Source organism: Streptomyces sp. NPDC104581 (genome assembly GCF_055583685.1).
Genome location: NZ_JBVJNN010000023.1, coordinates 3,705 through 24,124, shown reverse-complemented (window position 1 = coordinate 24,124; position 20,420 = coordinate 3,705). Strand labels below are relative to the sequence as shown.

The window sequence follows — 20,420 nt, the reverse complement described above, 5'->3', positions numbered from 1 at the left end:
GCTGCCCCGACAGCCTCCTCCCCCCCCCCCCCCCTCTTCCCCCCCCCCCCCTTCCTCCTCCCCCTCCCCCCCCCCCCCTCTCCCCTCCCCCCCCCCCCCCCCCCCCCCCCCCCCCCCCCCCCCAGTGCCGGGAGGTCGGTTCTCGTGAGGGGCGAACGGGGCGGTGCGACGCCCGGACGAGACATGCTCACCCCTAACTCTCAATATCTATACTAGTAGGAGTTCTTTTCCTGTGAACCCCCCTCTCACCAGGGGTTTTACGTCAGCGGGGGAGGGCCGATCCCAGGGCGGCGAGCGCCCGACCAATCCGCTCACGCGCGGACCGATCGTGATCCGCAGGCTCGGCAGATCACCGCACCGTCAGGCCCGGCATCGTGCCGGGTCTGCATGTGGCCGCACGCCGTGCTGTCGCACGCGAGCCACAGCACGGCGTGCGGCTCCTCGTCCGGCAGCTCCTCGTTGCGCGGCAGTTCATCGACGTCGACGCCCCATCGCTGCCGGAGCCAGCGGTAGCCCAGCACCAGGCAGTGAACGAGGCCAACGGCAGCGAGCACCGCGGCGACCGCCCACGCCAGGAGTCCGGCGGCGAACACGACCAGGAGGGCGAGCGCCGGAGCAGCCAGAAGGTCACCCATGGCCGGCCTCCGGTCCGGGGAGACGCAGCTCGGCGAGTGCGACGCCGTACGCGGCGTGCAGGCCCGAGCACCAGATACGGTCCGGCTCGGCCGACCCGTACACACCGGCCCGCACCCAGCCGGTCAAGGCGGTGTCGGACTCATCGACCGTGTCCGCGACCTCCCCGCACCGCTCGAACTCACAGTCCCCCGGCGAGTCGATGATGCGCCCCGGCTGCGGCATGCCGTACCGGCCGCCGTTCCAGTTGTCCGCCGAACTCCCGCGCGGACGTGGCTTCTTCGGCTGCGGCACCTTGAACCCGGGCATCAGCTCTCTCCGGCGACGAGGGCGGCGACGTCGGTCCAGCGCCGGGAGACGGCGTCCAGGAGGTCGCGCTCCCGCTCCATCGCGCGGGTCGCCTCGCTCCACAGGGCGTCGTCCCGCCATGCCTGGATCTCGTCCTCGATGAGCTGGTCGAGCATGGTCGGTTCGAGGGCGTCCAGCTCCCAACTGCTGCGCCCGTGCCGGTCGATGTAGCCGACGGCGCGGGAGTCGCTGAGTTTGGCCGGGTTGGGCGGCGGCTGGTGCTCCTCGACCTGGTCCATGTTCAGCGCGATGCGCCGGACGTCGACCGTGGCGCCGAAGAGTTCGAGACGTTCCCGGATGTCCCGCGTCATGTCCACACCGGAGGGGTCGTGGTCGCCGAGGTGGATGACGACGGGCTTCTGTCCGGCCCGCTCGTACCGCTTCATGCGGCGCGCGGCGCCCCAGAGTTCGGACTGCGAGGTGTAGCCCCGGCACGAGAAGTAGTCGACGTCGTTGCGCTGGCAGGCCCCGGTGATGACGCCGACGAGGGCGTCCTTCTCGATCCAGACCTCCACGCGGTGCGGCTGGTTGGACCAGCGCTCCGTGCGGTATCCGTGCGCGACCGACCGGATGATGGACTCGGGGTTGTCCCAGTGCGACAGGCCGCGCAGGTTCCGCGTCCGGTCCACGATGAAGTCCCAGTCGAGCAGGCCGGCCAACCTGGCGTCGTTCACGATCGAGCCGAGGCGCTTGTACTCGGTCTGCTTGTTCGCGATGAACCCGCGCGCGACGAACTGGTAGTACAGCTGCCGCAGCGTCAGGTCGAACCCCTGCCGCTGATAGTCCCGGCAGATCGTGTCCGCCGTCCGGATCAGGGACAGGCTCGCGGGGCTGAAGTTCTTCTCTACGTAGGTGATCAGCGGCATCGGACTACCTCTCTGCGGTGGCGGGCGATACAGGTGGTGCGCCGGTCGGCCACGGCACCGGCGGTGGTGCGCGGACCGACGAGGTGATCGGGCAGTGCTGCGCTCGTACTGGGTGGTCCACCATCACGACGTGCATCTGCGGGTTCTCGGCAGCGGTCGTGAGGCTTCGTCTCTCCTTCCACCTGGGCGGGGAGGGGGCCCGGCGGCCGGGCCGTTGGTCGGGCCCGGCCGCCAGGGGGTGTGGCTCTCAGGCCGCCGTCACGGCGGGGGCCTTCTTCGTCGGCCGGAACCGGGCGACCGCCTGGTCCTCGACCTCGGAGAGCGTGTAGCCGAGCGATTCCAGCAGCAGCAACCACTCGGCCTGCGGCCGGTCCAGGGACTCCCACGCCTTCTTTCCGCTGATGCTGAACTCCAGCGCGGCGGCGACGCAGGCGACCATCAGGTGCAGATCGCGGGTCTTGGGGTGCGTCGCCACCAGGGCCGTAGCCGCTGCCTCCCGAGCGCCCTTGTCCGCTGGGGTCTTCGCGGTGAGGAACCGGATGACGTCGGTCTGGTCGCGCTTCTCCGCCCACTGGGCGTAGAACGCGGGCAGGGCGACCATCGTGCTGACGGCCAGCGCGCGGAGAGGGTCGGGAAGCTCCTTCGTCCGGCACAGCCCGGTGATGAACACCTGGCGCTGTTCGCGCGCCACCGGCCATGCCTTGTTGCACGCGATGACCTTGGCCCGCGCCTCCGCCGCCGCCTCGTCGACCGGCTTCTTCGGCTTCTGTGCCGAGCGGCGGACCTTGTGGCCGTGCTCCTGCGGGTCCGCGCAGTGCCACACCGGCTGGTGCTCGTCGTCCAACCGGGCGCTGTGGCCGGGGCAGCCCCGGTGCATCTCCTCGGTCAGCGGATTGCCCAGCCCCGTGGCCAGCTCCGACAGCGGTCGGCTCTCGTTCTTCTCCCCCCAGCTGTAGCGGACAGGAAGGAGCGGGATCTCCGCGTCCTTGAGCTTCTTCAGGGCCGCCTCGCGGGTGCGCGTGTCGGCCTGCTCGGCTCGCAGGAGGGCGAACTCGTGGTCCCAGTGCCCGCGACCGCCCTTGCCCTCCTCCCGGTCCTTCTTCAGAGCCTTCAGCAACCGGTTCTCGGCGTCCCTTACGTCCGCGACTTCGGCGAGCAGAGCTGTCTGTTCCAGGTCCATTCCCCCGGCGGCCGTCCGGCGCAGCGTCGCGTCGTTGAGCTTCCGCGCCTTGCGGGCGTCCTTCTCTGCGCCCTTGCGCACGCCCAGAGCCTTGCGTGCACTGGTCACCTCGACGTCGCTCATGCCGACGAGCGCCAGTTCCGTGGCCTTCAAGGTGTCGGTCGCGCTCATGTCCTGGCGCTGGTCGTTCTCGACCAGGCTGAGCATCGTCGTCCAGCCGTCGCGGCCCACCAGGTCCTTGCGGACGTACGCAGGCGCCGTCTGGATCTCGCGGCCGTCCTCCTTGGCGGTGGCGTTGGCCCGCTGGACGGCCTGGCCTCGCCGCCAGCCCTTGAACACGCCGTACGTGCCGTCCGGGCGGGGGCGGACGCTGATCGCGTCCTGGATGCCGATCTCCTTGACGGAGGTGATCAGCTTCTCGTCGGGCTCGGTGTCCTCCTCGCGGGCGTTGCACTCGTCACGGACGAGCAGCGCGGGGTCGAGGCGCACCTTCTCGAACACCTCGTCCGGCAGGGGCTTGGGTGCCTCGTCCGGTACGGGCTGCTCGCGCTTCGTGGAGGTCTGGGGCTTGGCGACGGTGGCCATGTTCTCTCTCCTCGTTCGTGGTGCCCATGAGGGCTGGGCGGTGACGAGATCAGGCGGGGTGGCTCCTGCTGACAACATCCATACTAGTATGTATTGATCTGAGGTAAACCCCCGTCTGACCTGCGGAAACGTGATGCCGGGCTGTCAGTAACGTGATGTCGGGCTGTCAGTTCGGTGCGAAGTGGCGGCAGATGCAGGGGGCTCGGGTCCGGCGGTGCCGCCCGACCGGGGCTCGTGCCCGGTGCCTACGCGTAGATCGCCGCCGTGCGGCACAGCTGCCGCACCTGCTCCTCGCTCAGGGCGTGTTGGGGGTCGCCGTACTCGCCGTACAGCTCGATACCCGCCCGGACGGCTGTGCGCAGACCGTCCGCGCCCAGGACGGCCAGGAGTTCGCTGAGCGGTGACTCCGCGTCCTTGACGGTCGGCCCGGCGGCGGAGTACGGGCGCAGCACATGACGGGACGGGCGGATCATTCCCGGTGATGCGGCACGCGACAGCAGGATGCACGGAGTCTCGAACGGTGCGTCCTCGGCCACGAGGTTGTCGGGCATCTCGTCCAGGACCATCCCGTCATGGACCAGCTGTTCGACGAGCCGGAACAGGGTGTCCGGGTTGGTGGGGTCGAGCCCGGCCGACCGCCATTCCCTCTCCAGGGGGGAGCCCTGGGGGAGCTGCGGAAGCGGCCTGTTCAGCGCGCGGATCGGGGCGCCGCTGGCGTCGGCGAGGCATTCGAGCCAGAGTTCGTCGGACTTCTCGCCGAGCACCAGATACGCCGCTTCCGGTACCTGGACGGTGAGGGTGTCGGCGATGAACCGGATCTGTGCCCGCGCGGCGTCGCGCCTGATCGCGTCCGCCTCCTTGTAGGCGGTGAAGACGGTACGGCTGGCGCCTCCGCGGGACGGGGGCGCGATCGCCGGCGCCTGGACGGCGGCCGGGGCCGGGGCGGTCGGCTGCGGGCCGGGTCCGCTTCCCTGCCCGGCGCCGAGCGGCAGGCGGGCCGATCCCGCGCAGGGAGCGAACGGACTGTCCGGCGCCTCGTGGTAGGAAGCGACGTCCCCGCCCGTCAGCGGGATGCCGGATCCGCACACGCGGCACCTTCCGCGTTTCTCGGTGGCCTCGTAGGAGTGGAGCAGTTGCCCGGTCCGGCCGTCCGCGATCCAGACGACGGCCAGGGGGCGGTGGTCGCGGTCCTTCCCCCGCCACTCGAACACGCGGTCGCCTTGCCGTGCTGCGGCCGACGACTCGTCTCGGAGGTCCCGCTCGGGGACGTGGTGGGTTGTCCTGACGATGGCGGGGCTGACGCCGGCGAAAATCATGGTTCTCCCTTCGGCGGGGAGGGCGCGGCCAGGCCGCACCCTCCCTTTCAAAATCCATACTGGTAGAAACTGTTGTCAGGTGAACCCCTTGCTCACCTGGGCGGACGGCTCCGTGACGGAGCCGGGTCAGATCAGGTCCAGCGCCTTGAGGACGGCGCTGCGGCGCGCGAAACTCTGTGACAGCGGGAAGTCATGAACCTGCTCGCCGGTCTTGAAACTCTTGACCGTCACGTGCCTGGTGCCGGTCTCCGGGCGGATCGGCGTGACGTCGAACCGGTAGGTGTCCCACCCGATCCGGCGCAGCCAGGTGTACGGCCCCAGGGAGCTGCGGGTGCCGAGCACGAACAGCCCGGTGTCCCACGTGGCCACGACCAGGGCCGTGCGTGCGATGTCGCGGGCCTGGTAGGCGACGGCGCGCCGGGCCGCTTCGGAGAAGGTTTCCAGGCGCCGGAACACGTCGCGCGGGGGCACAGCCTCTCCGTCCACGTAGCTGGACACGCCGCGCATCAGGTGGACTCCGGCGTACGTCGCGCGTTCCACGTAGCTGGACACGCCGCGCATCAGGTGGACTCCGGTGTACGTCGCGCGTTCCCACGCCCGGCTGAGCGCGCTGTCGTCCTCCCACCTCCGGCCGCCGGCGTGGCACAGTCCTAGCGCTTCCAGCAGTGCGCCCATGGCGGGGTGACGGTGAACCGGCTGCCCGGGATTCTCCCTGAGCATGGCGACCACCTCGTTGTGCAGCTTCTCGACTGCGGCGAAGAGGGGATGGGAGAGGGACTCGTGGAGCATGTCGCGGGCCAGGGCGACCATGCCCGTGGTGTCGTCGGTCAATTGGGGGAGCGATGCCAATGCTTCGCGGAGCCCGGCGACCGTGGTGGGGGTGGTGTCGGCGGTGAGGGAACGCATGGCGGCGTGCACGGCGGAGATCTTGCGGCGTACCAGCGTCAGGGAGGCGTCGCTGGCCTCGCGAACCGGCGGCCTGAGTGATCCCTCGCACTGGGCGACGTCCAGGGCCGGGGCCGGGTGCTCGGTGACTACCTTCCCGTGCATCAGCGGGACGTCCCGTTGGCAGACGCGGCACCGTCCGCAGGGCCCGGACGTCCAGTAGACGACCGTCACGGAACCGGAGCTGTTGAGAAGCCACACGAGGAACAGGGGCAGCCCGTCGGCGCCCTGCATCTCCGCCGACACGAGATGCAGACCGTCGCCCGGCGCGGCACGGCACTCCTCGGCGAACGTCTCTCCGGTGATCCCGTCGGTAATGCCCGAGTGGACGGTGTACTTGCGGAACTCGGCCATGATGGTCAACCTTCCGGCTGTGGTGGGGCCGTCCGCCGGTGCGGCGGCCATGTGGGCGGGCGGATGCGCCGGGGGCGCGGGTGGGCGCCCCCGGCGCCGCTCCTACGCGACGGTGCTGGACTGGCTGATGCGCACCGCAGCGCGGACCACGGCGGTGGCGATGAAGGTGTCGGCGGCCAGATCGGTGCTGCCGCTGCGGTACAGGACGGTGAAGACGCCGCGCTCCTCCGGGTCCGGGTAGGAGGTGACGAGCCAGCCGTGGTGATCGGAGGCGGGGTAGTCCACCCGGTTCTCCCGCTCGCCAGAGCTGCCGTTGATCCAGATCTGCCCTCCGCCGGGCAGGTCGACGACGATCCAGCCGCCATCCCCGTCCCCGTCTTCACGCGAGTCGAACCCGGCATCCGCGAGGGCGCTGCGCAGGTGCGTCGCTGCGGTCTCGGTGTGGTCGGTCACGGTTCTGCCTCCCGGTGGTCCTGACGCGGGATTAGATGAGCCCCGCTTTGTCAATATCCATACTAGTAGTAATGAGGAGTGAGTAAACCCCCTCCTGACCTGCGGAAACTCCCGGAGGTCCCCGGTCATGGGGTGGGCTGGTCGTGTTGCCCGCGTGCCTCGATCGGGGTGAAGTGGTGGCAGGAGGTGATCTCCTCGGCAGGGCCCCGCCGCTCGCTGGTGGAGAGCAGCGCGTATCCCTCGTCGGTGATCCGATACGTGTCGAGGCCCCACGGGTGGTCGGACACGACGATCAGGGCGCCGTCGTCGTCACGGCCGAACGCGGGGCCGGACACGGACGCGGCGGCGGCGTTGACGAGTTGCTGGGCGAGGTGGTCCTTGGCGGCGGCCAGGGTGGGGCCGACCCCGGCGAAGGCCCCGAACGACACCACCCAGTTGTCCTTTCGGGCGACGGGTCGGTGGATGCCGACGCCTGGCAGCGGGATCGACACGGTGGCGGGAGCGGTCACGGTAGGGCCCTTCTCGATAGGGGGCGGTGGCGCGGCCTTTGGGCGGCGGTACGCGGGGAACCGCCGCGGGCAGGCCGGCACACGGGTCGGGCGCGACGGTCCGGTGCGGATGCCGCGCGGGGACGTGGTCCGGCGGGCCCGCGCGCTGGCGGGCACGGCCGGAACACTGGGTTACTGCTCGCAGGGAGCGGGCCGCAGGATGCGCATGTGGCGCCGCCCCTCATGACGGGTCGGCCCGAGGGTGTATCCGGCCTCCCGAAGCGTGTGGTCGAACGCCCACGGGCCGTCGGCGCCACGGCCCGGGAACTGGAAGAACAGGGCGCCAAGATGCGCGTCCGGTGTGGAGCCCTCGGGAAGGTCGGAGGGCTCCGCAGGCACCATGTACAGGCTCCGGCCCGGATCGCGGTGCTGGGCCTGGACGAGACGGCGCACGGTGTGGGCCAGCGCCCATTCCTCGCGCCGCTCTGCCGGGGGGCGGGCCACCAGATGGTGGGCCATGTGCCAGGTCCGGCGGCCGGTCTCGCCGTCGAAGCAAACGGTATCGAAGCTGAATCCCGCTGCGTACAGCGCGGGCGCCGCCACGCCGCTGAGCGAGAACTGGCGGCGATGCAGCCCGCCCACGACGTCGACCCTCACCGCACCGGAGTCCACGAGGGACACATCGAATTCCGCGTGCAAGGGCTGGCCGTCGCGCTCCAGGACGTGAACCGTCTCCCGTACCAGCGGGTGAAGCGTTCCGACCGGGGGAGAGAACGAACCGTCGCCCGCGACCTGCCCCCAGCCCTCGGCGGTGATCACATCCCGCGCCTGGCGGCCCATACTCTCCCGGCGCGCCGTCCAGCCGGGGAGCGCCATACCGTCCGACGTCCCCGGCAGCCCGTCAACGACCGGGAGCACCGTCACGGCTACGGCGTTGTAGGGCAGCACGCGGAAGCCCGAAGCATCCGGCGGCGACGACTCGTCAAGTACGGGCAGGGACGCGGCGGACAGGAAGGAGCGGACAGCATCGACGAACGGCGTGATGGACGCGGGGACAGGGGAACCGGGACGGTGGAAGAACACGACAGCCTCCAGAGGCGATGGACGGAGCAGCGGCGAGAATCCGGGCCGGCGGCCGGGGGCGCATGAGGGACGCCACGAGCCGGGCGCCGTGCCGGGCTTTCGGGCGAGCGGGGCGGGGATGGAGTGCGCGGGGGTGCGCGAGACGGGAGTCCGCCCCGCGCACCAGCGGGCGGTCAGGAGGACGGCTGTCCCTGCCCGGTGTTCACCGGCTCCGCGGGCCTGCGGCCCTCGACCCGGTCATAGGGGCGGGTGCACGTCCGCGCGGTGCGGTCCTGGTCCGCGTGCGGAGTGTGAGGGTCCAGCGGGGCGGGAATCGTCAGAGACCGTCGGTTGACCCGTACGACCTGGTACCACACACCGTCGAACCGGACATGATCACCGGGCGTGAAGTCGGCGGCGGACCAGAACATCGATCCGTTGGCCTTGGCCAGCGCGACCACCTTGTGCCAGTGCTCAAGGTCTTCGCGGGCCTTGGCGAGACCCTGCTCCGCGTCTGTGCCCCGTCCGCTGGCCAGGGCACGCTCCCATTTCCGCAGCCGCGCCTCCACCCGTGCGATGCTGCGCTGCGCGGCTCCGGGGTCGTGGCGTGTCATCGCGTAGTCCCTCCCCCCGCGTGCGTTGAGCAGTTCGCGCGGCGGGGCGGCGTAGGGGGTCTGCTCATCGGTGGGCATCGTGGTCCTCCGGCTGGCCGCAGTACAGGCACCGGGTGCCTGGGAGGTTGGTCGGGTACTCGTCGTACGCGTGCGGGATGTGCTGCCACGGTCCGATCGGCTCGTCGTACCGGGGGCCGTGGTCCCCGTTCGGCATGCCGATGAACTGCTCCGTCAGCGCGGTGAGTTCGCCTTCGGCGGCCCACTGGATTCCGCGTTCGCCGTCGACGAAGTGGATGAGCCACTTGTGCGGGTCGTCGGGGAACCCGGCGGGGTCGTGGTGCGCGATACCGCGCCGGGTGCCGAGGATCACCATCTGTCCGTCATGGAGCGCCATTTGTCGCGTCCGTCCTTCATCAGCTGAGGGGGGTGAGGCTCTGATCGGTCCACAGCACGCCGAGCGCGGCTCGGATCGCGGTACGGGTCTCGGGGGACGGGCGGGAGTACGGGAAGCCGAGCACCCTCACCGCTGCGTCGATCTGGAGGTCCGTGACCGGCGGGCTGTGGCTCCAGGGGGCGCCTTGGCCCTGCCGGAACAGCCACAGAGCAGTGGCTGTGGCTACGCGGGTCCGGTTGTAGGAGATCGCCTCCTCCTTGCTGGCGGAGGTGCCCAGTTCGTCGCGTGCGGTGGGCGGCAGTTGCGGCGGGATGGCCAGCCGAACGGCCGGGGCGGGGTGAACGATCGGCGCGAGCACGGCGCGCAGGAACTTTCCCAGCATGAGAACTCCGGTACAGGTAGGGGCAAGGGAAGCGGAGAGGGGCGGGAGGGGAGGGGCCCGCCCTTCTCCAACAACATCCATACTAGTATGTTTTGGTGAGAGGTGAACCCCTCTCTGACCTGCATGAATGCCCGGTGAGTGGTGCATCCCGCGCAAACTCAGGTGTCACAGGCCCGTCCTAGTACCGGGTCGCAGTCCTGGCATTGGGCACACCGGCGGGCGCCGGGCTTTCGGTGAGCACAGAAGCGGTCGACGGGGACCACTCGCCGGGTGTCGCTGTCGAACACCGCATCCCGGATGTACCCGCGATCACACGTACCGCAGCAGCACGGGCAGCCCTGCGGCATCACTCCCTCCCTGTCGCGGTCGGCTGCGCATGCGTCCCGCCGGGCGGTGCCTGTGGTCTCCGCCCCGGAGCGGCAAGGGAGTTGAGCAGCGGGCCGACGAACGTTCGGGCCACCTCCAGATTCGGGGCTGGCCACTGGCGGTCCGCGGCGATGTGGTCCGCCAGCCTCGCGGTCATCGGGATGACCCGGTGCCCCCGCTCCACGGAATCGGCGGGCCGGGCGCCGGTGATGTCGATGAGCGCCCCGTCGTACGGCCGGACAGCCATGACGTGTTCGAGCTGGCACGCCCGTACGTTCCCCTCCACCGTCATGGCCCCGCAGGGGGCGACGTAGGGGCGCACGCACCCGCATTCGGCGGTGATACGAACGGCTCTCCCCCAGCCGGTTGCCATGCTGATGGCCTCGGCGAGCGCGTGACACTGGCCGTGAAGGTATGCCTCGACCGCATCGGGGTCCAGCTGGCCCGTGGTGACCGGGAACTGCACAAGGCTCGCGCCGACGAGCACGACGCGCAGGCCGCTTGCATAGGTGTGCGGCGCGAGCGGGGTGAAGGGAACAGGTTCGGTCACGGCGGCCCCTCCGGCCGTCGGGGGCCGGCGTCCTCCGGTGCCCGGCTGAGGCCGACCGGACCCTTCCGCCGGCTGTTCGCGCCGACTGCGGGCCTGCCGGGCGGCGTCACCAGGGCTCGCGGCGTGGTACGGGGTGACGTGGACGGGTCCCTGCTCCTCGCGGCACTGGTCACTCAGTGCGGCGAACTGCTCCGCCGCTTCGGCGGGGTCGTCGGCTGCCCGCTCGATATGCAGGACGTAGTGCATGCGTCCGTTCCATGCGGGCCCGTTGTCCTGGCAGACCACGTAGTAGAGGCGAATCGGTTTGGTGAAGTCGACCGGCATGGTGGGCATCTCCTGTGCTGGTTCGGCCGTGAGCGGCGCTCAGGGGGAATCCGTTGCGGCTGCGGCCATCTCCTCGGCTGAGCGGCGGCCGGTCACGGTGTCGTACGGGAGCCGTCCGGTCCTCCCCGGCAGGTCGCTGCTGGCGCGTGTGAGGACTGGCTGACGGCGAAGGGAGACCGGCACGGTCAGGGACTTGGCGTTGACCCTCAGGACCTCGTGCCAGGTGCCGCCGTGCTCGGCGTAGTCGCCTTTCGTGAAGTCGGCGGCGGACCACGTCTTGAACCCTCCGCGCTCCGCCTCGGCGACCAACCCCCGCCAGTGGGCGAGCTGCTCGCCGACCTGGGCCAGTTCTTTCTCGGCCTGGGAACGGCGTTCGGCCGTTGTGACGTCGTTCGCGAGTTCCCGCGTCCACCTGAGTTCGTCCGCTTCCAGCCGGGCTATCCGGCGCAGGGCGGCAGTCGGGTCCTGGCGGTGTGCGGCGTGGCTTGCCGCTCCGGCGCTCCGGCGCTCCCAGTCCTTGCCCCGCGCCTCCTCCGAAAAGCTCTTGGCGAACGTCTTCCTGATTCTCTTGCGGAAGTTGATTTCCCGCCCCGCCGAGGAATGGTCGACGAGTATCGGCTGGTCCGGGGGGATCGTGCGGGCCATCCGGCGGGCCTTCTCGTACAGCTCGGCTGAGCTGCGGTGGGCGTTGGCGGCGTAGGTGGCGAATCGCCCTGTGCGTTCCGTCGCGCGGTCGACGCGCTCCGTCTCGGCCTCGGCGAACGAACGCTTGGCGTTCTCGTCCACCTGTACGGCGACCGTGAAGCGGCGTTCCCGCAGGGCGGCGGCTGCTTTGTCGATGCTGCGAGTGTCCGCTGCCTTGTCGCGGGAGGACTTCAGGTACCAGCAGCCGAGCGCGCGGGAGTAGCCGAACGGCTGGTTGCCGCCGGGGCCGTAGACGGGGCGTTTCAGTACTGCGGCCGCGCCGTCTCCCCGGTCGGTGCCCAGCACCAGAGTGCCGGTCGCAGGGGTGTGGGAGATCGTGATGTGAGGCATTGCGTGAACCTCCAACGGTGAGGGAGCCGGTACGGCCTGACGGGGACTCGGGGCGTAGACGCAAGAGCAAAGCGGGGCTTGTCGCTTCAATATCCATACTAGTAGAAATTCTGAATGTGTTAACCCCTGCCTGACCTGCATGAAGGGAGAGGGCGGCCCGGTGAACGTCCCGTCCTGCGCGGGCTCAGAAGTCGGCGGGGGTGCACGGCAGATCGGCGAACCCCCCGAGGAAGCACTCCTTTTCACAGTCCACGCACCGGAAGCCCTCCACGGGCTCAAGGCCGCCGCGCATCGGTACCTCGACCGCCTCCGGGGTCACCGCCAGGCGGTGACCGGCGAACCGTACGGGCTGCCCCTGCTCCTTCTCGATGCCGTCCGGCGCCGCGAACATCACCGGGCCCGTCTCCGTCGCGTGCCGCCAGCCGCCGTCCCGGAGCGTCTGCCGCGCATCACCCCAGTACCGGAACCACTGCGCGCGCTCCGCCTCGCTCTCCTTGGTCCAGCGCGACGCCGGAAGCCCCGCGTGCTCCTTCCCGTCGAGGACCGTCACGACCCGTACGGCCCGCGCCCCGGCGACCGGGTACAGCCTCACCCCGGAACCCTCGCCGCCGTCCGGAATAACAGGGATGCGGGCCATGCCGAGGAGCGTTCGCGCCGCCTCCAGGTACACCTGGCGCATCGAATCGGCGTACTCCGCCGCCCGCTCCTGCTCCATCTCCGCCGTGCACGGACGGTCGACGAAGCTCACCAGGCCGCCGGTGCTCCGGCACTCGTACACCTTCACGTCGTCGGCCGTCCGGCCGGTGTCCCTCACGAGATGGGTACCGGCCCGGACCGCTTCATCGACCAGCGCCGTCTCGGCCTCCTGCTGCGGCCGGTACACGATTACGTCTTCGACGTTGGGGACGACCGTGTAGAGGGTGGGAAACGTGGCGTCGCCCTCCTCGGCCCACACCCGCCCACTACGTGTGCCGGTGAAGAACTTCAGCCGCAGGCATACGGTTCGTCCGGGCTCGTGGCCCTCGCACCGGTTGCCCCGGTAGACGCCGTAGAGCGCGGCGAACTTCTCGGGCGCCGACAGGATCCCGGCATGTGCGGCGGTGACCTCCCGTACCCCCAGCGGCTCGTAGCGCCGCGACTCGATGCGTACCGTCCCGTCCGGCTCCTGCTCCATGCCTGTGCCGTGGAGCCAGGCATTGCGGACTCTCCCACCGATCCAGCCTGGAGACAGGGCGGCATGCCGCTGCGCGCCGTCGACCACCAGGCGGTGCGGCACGTCGCGCACCTCGGGCCGGGTGCGGGGCGGTTCAGTACGGGGCCCGCGCACCACGAACCCCGTGGACTCCTCGCCGACGAGCTCCCACTCGAACAGATCCTTCCCGGCCCACCTGAACTCATCCCGCGGCTTCCATCGCCACGACTCCGGCGAGCCGGCCAACGACGCGAGCGCCTCGGCGTAGCCACGCCCCGCCTCCTGCGCACTCCCCCGCGTTGCGTGCCGGCTGATGGGCACACCGTCGCCGAGCACTGTACGAAGTGCGTACGGGCCGTCCCCGGCCGCTTCACCGCCAAGACGTTGGTACTCGGTACGGCTGAAGTCGTCGCCGATGACGGCGCTGCCGTTCTCCCGGCTGACACTGTCGGCGCGGTATCGCAGCGCCAGGACCAGCTCTGCGTGCGCCCGGTCGCTGGAGATGTGCCGGATCTCCGTACGGCGCTCCCCGGCAAGGTCGGTCGTGCTGACGGCCAGGATCCGGAGCGCGGGGCCGAGCAGGTCATCCGCCCGTGCGGACGCCGTGGCGGTTGCCGCCGCGCCCTCCGGGGTGAGCAGCACCAGGTGACCGGCGGGGGCGGTGAACACCGCGAACCCGGCTCCCTCCAGGAACGCTCGCATCTCCGCCTTCTTCTTCTGCTCGACGTAGGCGCGCGGCTCCGGGAACGTGTGCTTGCCCGTGGGCGGGATGCGGTCCTCGGTCCAGCCGATCGTCACGGGGCCGCCGTGCCAGTGCTCGGTGTCCGGCGTGACCCGTTTGACGGTGAAACCGCGCTCGCCCGCGCGGGGGCTGCGCCAGAACTCGGGCTGTCGGTTGAGCAGTCTGGACACGGTGGCGGCATGGGGTGTGTGAGGCGTGGTGGTCACGGTTCCTCCTGCGTCTGCTTCGGCGGATGGGCTGGCTGGCGGCGTGCGGGTGCGTGCGCCGTCTGTTGTCTCGGGGGCCGTTTCAGTGGGGCGGTGGGGGAGCTACGCCAGGCGCGTGACTCCGCGGCACGTCTCCGGTCGCATCCCGTTGCGCATCCGGCAGCCGGGGCAGGTGAGCGAGTCCGGCACCGCGCCGAACTGCGGGTAATAGCGGTGGCCTTCCCGGTGCGGCTGGCGGCCCCCTGTCGTCTCCAGCAGAACGCCGCATTGCGAAGAGAGCCACGTCCGGCCTGTCTCCGGATCCGAGAAACAGGTCTGGCTCACTGAGTGCGTGGCGTCCGCCGGCATGTCCCAGACCGCCAGGCGCTTGGACCCCTCGGCCAGCTCGCACGCGCACAGATTGGAGACGAAGCAGACGGTCTGCTGCCACAGCCGCATATAGAGCCGGAGGTGCTGCCGGTTCAGGCATTTCGGCGTGTAGGGGAGCGTGGGCTGTGGCTCCTCCGGGAGAACGAACAGCGCCTTCCACTGTCCGGGGTGGTTGACCGCGTGGGGGTCCCACAGGGAGACGCGCTGACCGGGCTCGATGGCCGTCAGGAACGCGGTTGCCTCGTCGAACTGCATGATCCGCCGTCACTTTCTGTCTTGGACTCGATGGGGGCGTAGCGGCGCCGTCAAGGCGGGCCGTGCGGAGGAGCGGAGGGGGAGCGGGGCTTCAACCCCTCCGCTCAACATTCATACTAGTAGCAATCGTGAGAGTGTGAACCCTGCTCCCACCAGGGGCGGGAGGTGTTCCTCAGTCCTCGGTGCCGTACCGGCCGGTGGAGTACTGCACGCTGCTGAGCGGTCCCCATCGTTCGATCACCAGGGCCAGGAGGTCGTCGAACTCGACCCCTTCGGGAACGTCGAGCGCGCCCAGCTCGGCGCCCTCGGCCGCGTAGAGCACCACGCGCGTCGTTCCGCGGTGCCAGATCGCGAACGACCTGCTTCCCGATTCGTTGACGCGGTGCACGAACCCGAAATCCAGCTGCCGGAAGTCCTCCTGGTACTCCAGATCGAGCAGCAGGGGAATCCAGCACCCATTCCCCCGGAAGTCCGCGAACCGGGCGAGGCGTTTGCAGTCCACGCACCGGAACAGAAAGGCGCCGCCCCTGCGATTCCCGTGCGAGCGGCCGGTGTTGGCCAGGCGGTGGCCCGCCTCGTGCACGTACCGGGCCCGTACCGGGATGCCGGCCTCGACGTCGGCCACCTCGGCCCGCCGGTACAGGGTCAGCAGACGATCCAGCCCATCGGCGCCGAACAGGTGCTGGGCGTAAGGCCAGTACCCCTCGCGGTCGTCGGCCGCCTTCTTGGCCTGCTCCTCCGCGTCGCCGAGGACCGTGGTCCACAGCTTCCACGTCAGCAGCTCGTCGCCGGTCATCGGGTAGTGGGGGTGGTCGTCCGGCCGCAGGATTCCGGCGGCCATGTCGTCGCTGACGGGCAGCCGGAAGATCGCGCCGCGCCCCAGCGAGTCCGGGCCCTTGAAGGCGCGGACCTCGAACATCTGCCACACGGCGCCGTCCCGGCGCTCGGCTCCGGCGTGCCGCGCCTTGACGGTCACTCCGTGGGCGCCGTAGATCACCGTGAGTACGTCGATCATCATTTTCCTCCGGACGGGATGAGTGCTGGGGCGTGCGGTCGGACGAGCGGAGGGGGAGCAGGACCTCAACCCCTCCGCTCAATATTTATACTAGTAGTAAGCTGGTGTGTGTAAACCCCGCTCTGACCTGCGCATAAGCCGGGTCCGAACTACGCTGCGGACGGCGGCAACACGGGCCCGGCGCCAGCCCGCACCGGTGACAGGCCGCAGCGTTCGCACTCCGACGTCACCGCATTCGCGACGCACTCGCCCCACTGGCACTCCCACGATTCACGGGGCCCGCAGAGCAGACACGCCCACAGGGTGATGCCGTGCAGGTCGCAGGGCCCGTACCGCTTCCGCTCCGGGAGACCATCGAGCGCCGGACGATCCCGTTCCAGGTCACTCAGCGGGGCGGTGGGGTAACGCTCGCCCTCGTAGGTGCGCCACGTGGTGCTCAGTTCGGTGAACCTCTCGGGGGTGCAGTAGAACGGATGCCCGACGGAACTCCATACCCGCGACAGATGGCCGCTCTCGACCAACTCCGTGAGGTGCCCTTCACGGTGGCGCGCTCGCGCCGCGTGTTCCGCCAGGGTCCACCGATAGCCGTACCGGCGCAGCGTGCGGCGTACGTCCGCAGCCGGACCCTTCTGTGCCGCGTCCAGCGCTCGGACAGCGGCCACGGCAACCGTCCTGCTGGACGCGAGCACGTGGGCGAACTGCCCGGCCTCGGAAGCGGTCGGGTGACGAGTCAGCGCGTAGCCGTGGCGCCGGTCGACGACGTGGTGCCCTCCGTCGTCGGCGGGGTGCGCATGAGCGAGCCTTCCCGGTGGGTGGTGGTAGGTGTGCGGGGACTCACGGAGTCCGGGCCTGCCGGTCGTGGTGGACCGCGAGCGCCCGCAGCATCGCCTCTGCCTCGGCGGGGGTCACGTGAGCCTGGATGTCGACGGTTGCGCCGGTCGGCCAGACCTCCGCGCGGACGTGGCTCGTGCCGGGAAGGTTGAGCATCACGCTGGTCGCCCCCTGCCGGGGGATGTCCGAGAGCGCCTCGGCCTGGGGGAAGGCGGACAGCAGCAGCGTTGCCGTCTGCTCGTGCCGCTGGCGCTGCGCCTCACGGGCGGTGAGTGCTTCGTGCGTGCGCGCGAGCGCGTCGGCGTGCTTCGGGTACAGCCTGCTCCGGATGGCCTTTGCCACGTGGCAGGGCTCCAGGGCGCTGACACCGATGACCGGGGCGGCTATGGGGGAGCCGTCCGGCAGAAGGGCCCGGATCCTCATTTCGTCGGAGCGGGCGCGGTCCGGCTGGAACGCGATCAGGCGCCGGCCGTCGTCGTCGACGAGTGCGACGCACAGATTCCCGTACATGCTGTGGGGCTCGGTCCGGCTGTTCGGCCCCAGCTCCCCGGCCACGCGAGCGAGGTAGGCCGTGAACTCCTGCTGAGTCCTGAGGTGGTGACGCACGGCTGACATGCGGGTCCTTTCATGGTCATGGGGCGCGGTACGTCCCGCTGCGGCGGGCGGCGGCACGTCTGTTCCGCGGGGGCGCGGGCCCCGCTCGCTCGGGGGTGAGCGGAGCGGGGACGGGCGCGGCGGTGGTCAACAGGTCGGCTCGGCCGACCACGTCTTGCAGTCGGTCCTGTCGCGTCGGACACGTCCCCACGGGGCGCCCTGGTTGTGGTCGATACGGAAGTGGCGGCAGTCCGCGCACGGTTCCCCGAGATCGACGGGCTTGGGGATGGGCTTGGCGGTCCACTCCTCGTAAGGCGCCCACGGGAACGTCCCGTAGGCGAACCGGGCCTGACCGTTCGGCAGCAGGTGCGCCCAACCGTCCGGCCAGTCAATCGGCCCCCGCCGCAGACACATCCCCACAGCCGCGAGCAACGCGTGTCGGCTCCACAGATAGCGCTCCCCCTCCGGGCCCGTCACCCGGTAGGTGGGGGCGGTGAGCTGGACGTCCGGCCGCTCGATGAGCACACCGGCCGCCGTGTCGGGGAGAAACCGCAGTACGCAGTGATCGCGGGAATGCCGGTACCGGATCACACCGTCATCCGTGACGGCGGCTTCGCTGAGCCTCCAGCCGTTCAACGAGCCGATCAGGAAGGTGCGCATGCCCTGGCCACGCACTCGCCCCGCAAGGCCGGCGGGGCTGTCATGCGGGGGCAGACCGACACGCTCCCGGACCTGCTCGTACCGGACGTGAAAATCAAGCTCCCTGACCACCACGTGGGGAAGGTCGGGCCGGTCGTAATACCACTCGGGCAGGCGGCGGGGTGCCGGAAGAATCGCCCGTCCGGGAAGCGGCTGCCCGGCCTCGATGTCGCCGCTGCCGTCCGGGCCCCGCTGCTCTCCGCGCACTGGCGTGTTCGGCTGGTTCGTCATGCTGCTCCCTGGCTGCCGGTGAGTGAGTGGGCGAGTGGAGGGGCGGGAAGGGGGCGCCCCTCCACTCTCAGTGGCACATCGCGGTCCGCTCCGGGGGGGGGGGGACTACTCGGCGGCGTCACACGAACAGAGGGTCCGAAAGCGGCCGTCGACTTCGACCATGTCGCCGCAGTCCTCGCAGCGAACCTTGCGCCACTGCTCGTTGCTCCTGGCGCGCCGTGGCACGCGAGGCGCGTTGTTCGATCCCTGCGGGGTCGGCTGGTCCGGCACGGCTGCTCCCTGGGTGTGGTGAGTGGGGGGCGAGCGGAGGGGCGCGGGAGGGGGGCCTTAACCCCTCCGCTCAATATCCATACTAGTAGAGATTTAAGGTGTGGCAACCCGCTTCCGACCTGCGGTGTTACGGCGCTGATGGGCAGACAGCGACCGCTGCTCGCTTCGGAAGTTGGCCGCGCGGCGGCGCTGGGCGGCGGCCGAGTCGGCGTACATCTCGATCCAGTGGGGCAGGTGGTCGGCCTGGTGCGCGAAGCTTCCCCGGTAGGGGGCGAGCAGAACGGCGAGCGGCAGACTGGGGCAGCGCTGGAACAGACGCGCGGCCTGCCACCAGGCGGCAACGACCGTGCGCGACTCCTGGCGGTACTGCTCTGCCTTGAGGTCGGCCTTCCGCGCGTCCTGCTCTATGGCGGGGATGGTCCGCTCGAAGAACCTGAGGAGTGCGGGCGTCTCGTACGCGCGGGCGGCGTCCATCAGACGCGGGAGGTCCCTGCGGGCGGCGTAGTGGCTTGCGCACGCGCGCATGACGGCGGTGAGGCTGTGGGCGGCCTGCGGCGGAGCGTCGCGGTCGTCCATCGTTTGCAACCCGCTCCCCGAGAACTTCCAGTTCTCCCATGCGTCGTCCGGGAGGTGGGGCACGTGGACCAGAGAGCCGGTGTACGCGCGCCCCCGTACGCGGGGAAGGGATTCCTCGGGCGCTGCCTCCTCTCGCATGACGCTGGTCGACCCGAGACTGACGCGCACGGTGTCGAACGTGTCCCACTCGTGGACGTTGTGGGTGCCGCAGACGTGGATGGTGCCCTTGACCGCGCCGGTCACCTCGTACAGAACGGCGCCGGCGTCGTCGGGCTCCGTGGCGGGGGTGATCTGGACGATGCCGGATGCGGTGCGAAGGAGGGTGAACATGCGAACTCCCTGATAGATACGGGCGGATGAGGGCCGGGCGGTGGGCGGGACGCTGTGAGTTCCGCCCAGCTACCCGGCGCATTGCGCGTGCGGAGTCGGCGCACGGCCGACGGCTCGGGGCGCCGGTGCCGCGCCCCCGGCCGCGTTGCCGTGGGTGGGATCAGAGAAGGGAGTCCATGGCGTTGTTGATCAGCTTCAGCAACCGTTCGTGTTCGTCGAAGTCGATCTTGCCCTGATGCATACCGTTGGCCACCGACACCGCGAGCTCGTAGAGCGCTTCCTCCCGCGCTTCCTCGCTGGCGCGTTCCGGCCCGACAGACATGATCTCCGTCAGCTGACGGGAGATACCGGGGCCGAACTCGGGATCCGGGTTGAGCGGTGCGGGCGCGAGCAACACGGCGGGATTCCTTCCGGGAGCAGACAGGGGCGGGGGAGGGGTGGCGCGGTTGTGCTCAGCAACGCCACACCACCCCTCTCGGGGGCTCAGCGCGGGTCGGGGAACCTGAGCAGATGGGGGGCCGTGTACCGCTGGGGGAGCGGGCCGGTTGGGGGCGTCCCGGCCGTGGAAGCAAGCACGATGGCCTCACGGTCCAGGGGCCGGAACCAACCGTTGGTCACCTCCCAGCCGCAGACGATTGTCCCGGCATCTCCCGGCCGACTGGTCGTTACAAGGAGCATGGCCTTGTGCACGATGCTGCCTTCCAGTCCCCACGTGAGGGCGCGCACCAAGCGGGCCAATGACGGGGAGAACTGGCAATCTTCGATTTCCTCGCCCCTGATGGCGAGCGTGGCCGTGGCCGTCTCGACCGCGAGATGCCCGTCACGTTCGTCTGCGGTGTACACGAGTGTGTGAACGCCCGTTCCCAGCTTCACCAGGACTCGGGACAGGGCGAGTGTGGTCCTCTCGAAAGAGGCACGGACGGTGTGGTGATCGGGGCGGGGGAGGTCGCGCGGCATGAGCGGACTCCTGTCTGGTAGGGCGGTGGGTGAAAGAGGGGCGGTGGGTACAACCCGCCCGGCTACTGCTGCTGCGGCTCCTCGGCGGAGCGCTCATGCGACGGGAGTCGGCGCGCGGCGCGGGTACCCCGTGCCGGATGCCGGCGCCCGGCGCGCCGCGCGGCGGCGGGCGGGCGGCCCCGGGGGGGGGGGGGGGGGGGGGAGGGAGGCCCAAAAAAAAAGAGCGCGTGGCGGCGCGAGGGGAGAAGATGTGGCGGG

23 protein-coding genes are annotated in these 20,420 nt (G+C 70.3%); all 23 read right to left on the bottom strand.

Features of this window, described 5'->3' with window-relative positions; translation table 11 throughout:
• Positions 1-311 precede the first annotated feature (311 nt).
• The 23 genes from ACZ61E_RS19895 to ACZ61E_RS19785 all read right to left on the bottom strand — a co-directional run bounded on the left by ACZ61E_RS19895 (position 312) and on the right by ACZ61E_RS19785 (position 20,162).
• Positions 312-635 carry a hypothetical protein gene (locus ACZ61E_RS19895; protein ID WP_469701065.1) on the bottom strand — a complete coding sequence of 108 codons (324 nt, stop codon included), beginning with the start codon at positions 633-635 and terminating at the stop codon, positions 312-314.
• Positions 628-942, bottom strand: coding sequence for a hypothetical protein (locus tag ACZ61E_RS19890; RefSeq protein WP_469701063.1), 315 nt, complete (start codon positions 940-942; stop codon positions 628-630). The genes ACZ61E_RS19895 and ACZ61E_RS19890 overlap by 8 nt, the downstream gene beginning before the upstream one ends.
• A complete protein-coding gene (locus ACZ61E_RS19885; RefSeq protein WP_469701062.1) occupies positions 942-1,847 on the bottom strand; it encodes a hypothetical protein in 906 nt (301 codons plus the stop codon). The genes ACZ61E_RS19890 and ACZ61E_RS19885 overlap by 1 nt, the downstream gene beginning before the upstream one ends.
• A gap of 247 nt (positions 1,848-2,094) precedes the next feature.
• Entirely contained in the window at positions 2,095-3,612 is a 1,518-nt protein-coding gene (locus tag ACZ61E_RS19880) for a ParB/RepB/Spo0J family partition protein (RefSeq protein ID WP_469701060.1), read from the bottom strand.
• A 245-nt stretch (positions 3,613-3,857) separates the two neighbouring features.
• Complete coding sequence (locus ACZ61E_RS19875) at positions 3,858-4,928, bottom strand: hypothetical protein (protein WP_469701058.1); 1,071 nt, start codon at positions 4,926-4,928, stop codon at positions 3,858-3,860.
• A gap of 126 nt (positions 4,929-5,054) precedes the next feature.
• On the bottom strand, positions 5,055-6,227 hold the full coding sequence (locus tag ACZ61E_RS19870) for a hypothetical protein (RefSeq protein WP_469701056.1): 1,173 nt from the start codon (positions 6,225-6,227) through the stop codon (positions 5,055-5,057).
• A 102-nt stretch (positions 6,228-6,329) separates the two neighbouring features.
• Entirely contained in the window at positions 6,330-6,680 is a 351-nt protein-coding gene (locus ACZ61E_RS19865; RefSeq protein ID WP_469701054.1) for a hypothetical protein, read from the bottom strand.
• Positions 6,681-6,805: 125 nt separating this feature from the next.
• Positions 6,806-7,189 (bottom strand): hypothetical protein, encoded by a 384-nt coding sequence (locus ACZ61E_RS19860; protein ID WP_469701052.1) that lies wholly within the window; start codon positions 7,187-7,189, stop codon positions 6,806-6,808.
• Positions 7,190-7,360: 171 nt separating this feature from the next.
• Positions 7,361-8,251 carry a hypothetical protein gene (locus ACZ61E_RS19855; RefSeq protein WP_469701050.1) on the bottom strand — a complete coding sequence of 297 codons (891 nt, stop codon included), beginning with the start codon at positions 8,249-8,251 and terminating at the stop codon, positions 7,361-7,363.
• 173 nt (positions 8,252-8,424) lie between these two features.
• Positions 8,425-8,922, bottom strand: coding sequence for a hypothetical protein (locus ACZ61E_RS19850; protein WP_469701048.1), 498 nt, complete (start codon positions 8,920-8,922; stop codon positions 8,425-8,427).
• Entirely contained in the window at positions 8,909-9,238 is a 330-nt protein-coding gene (locus ACZ61E_RS19845; RefSeq protein WP_469701046.1) for a hypothetical protein, read from the bottom strand. Before ACZ61E_RS19845 ends, ACZ61E_RS19850 begins: the two co-directional genes overlap by 14 nt.
• 19 nt (positions 9,239-9,257) lie before the next feature.
• Positions 9,258-9,620: a hypothetical protein gene (locus ACZ61E_RS19840; RefSeq protein WP_469701044.1), complete on the bottom strand. Its 363-nt coding sequence runs from the start codon at positions 9,618-9,620 to the stop codon at positions 9,258-9,260.
• A 346-nt stretch (positions 9,621-9,966) separates the two neighbouring features.
• Entirely contained in the window at positions 9,967-10,860 is an 894-nt protein-coding gene (locus tag ACZ61E_RS19835; RefSeq protein ID WP_469701042.1) for a hypothetical protein, read from the bottom strand.
• Between the two features lie 39 nt (positions 10,861-10,899).
• The gene (locus ACZ61E_RS19830; protein WP_469701040.1) at positions 10,900-11,895 is read right to left on the bottom strand and encodes a DUF3560 domain-containing protein; all 996 of its coding nucleotides are present in this window, start codon (positions 11,893-11,895) and stop codon (positions 10,900-10,902) included.
• Positions 11,896-12,079: 184 nt separating this feature from the next.
• Positions 12,080-14,035 carry a hypothetical protein gene (locus ACZ61E_RS19825; RefSeq protein WP_469701038.1) on the bottom strand — a complete coding sequence of 652 codons (1,956 nt, stop codon included), beginning with the start codon at positions 14,033-14,035 and terminating at the stop codon, positions 12,080-12,082.
• A 102-nt stretch (positions 14,036-14,137) separates the two neighbouring features.
• The gene (locus ACZ61E_RS19820) at positions 14,138-14,659 is read right to left on the bottom strand and encodes a hypothetical protein (RefSeq protein WP_469701036.1); all 522 of its coding nucleotides are present in this window, start codon (positions 14,657-14,659) and stop codon (positions 14,138-14,140) included.
• A 172-nt stretch (positions 14,660-14,831) separates the two neighbouring features.
• Positions 14,832-15,674, bottom strand: coding sequence for a hypothetical protein (locus ACZ61E_RS19815; protein WP_469701034.1), 843 nt, complete (start codon positions 15,672-15,674; stop codon positions 14,832-14,834).
• Between the two features lie 149 nt (positions 15,675-15,823).
• The gene (locus ACZ61E_RS19810) at positions 15,824-16,336 is read right to left on the bottom strand and encodes a hypothetical protein (RefSeq protein ID WP_469701033.1); all 513 of its coding nucleotides are present in this window, start codon (positions 16,334-16,336) and stop codon (positions 15,824-15,826) included.
• A gap of 172 nt (positions 16,337-16,508) precedes the next feature.
• Positions 16,509-17,120: a hypothetical protein gene (locus ACZ61E_RS19805; RefSeq protein ID WP_469701031.1), complete on the bottom strand. Its 612-nt coding sequence runs from the start codon at positions 17,118-17,120 to the stop codon at positions 16,509-16,511.
• 126 nt (positions 17,121-17,246) lie between these two features.
• Positions 17,247-18,029, bottom strand: a complete 783-nt coding sequence (locus ACZ61E_RS19800; protein ID WP_469701029.1) for a hypothetical protein — start codon at positions 18,027-18,029, stop codon at positions 17,247-17,249.
• Between the two features lie 363 nt (positions 18,030-18,392).
• Positions 18,393-19,205, bottom strand: a complete 813-nt coding sequence (locus tag ACZ61E_RS19795) for a hypothetical protein (protein ID WP_469701027.1) — start codon at positions 19,203-19,205, stop codon at positions 18,393-18,395.
• A 160-nt stretch (positions 19,206-19,365) separates the two neighbouring features.
• Positions 19,366-19,602 carry a hypothetical protein gene (locus ACZ61E_RS19790; protein ID WP_469701025.1) on the bottom strand — a complete coding sequence of 79 codons (237 nt, stop codon included), beginning with the start codon at positions 19,600-19,602 and terminating at the stop codon, positions 19,366-19,368.
• Between the two features lie 86 nt (positions 19,603-19,688).
• Positions 19,689-20,162: a hypothetical protein gene (locus tag ACZ61E_RS19785; RefSeq protein ID WP_469701024.1), complete on the bottom strand. Its 474-nt coding sequence runs from the start codon at positions 20,160-20,162 to the stop codon at positions 19,689-19,691.
• Positions 20,163-20,420: the final 258 nt, after the last annotated feature.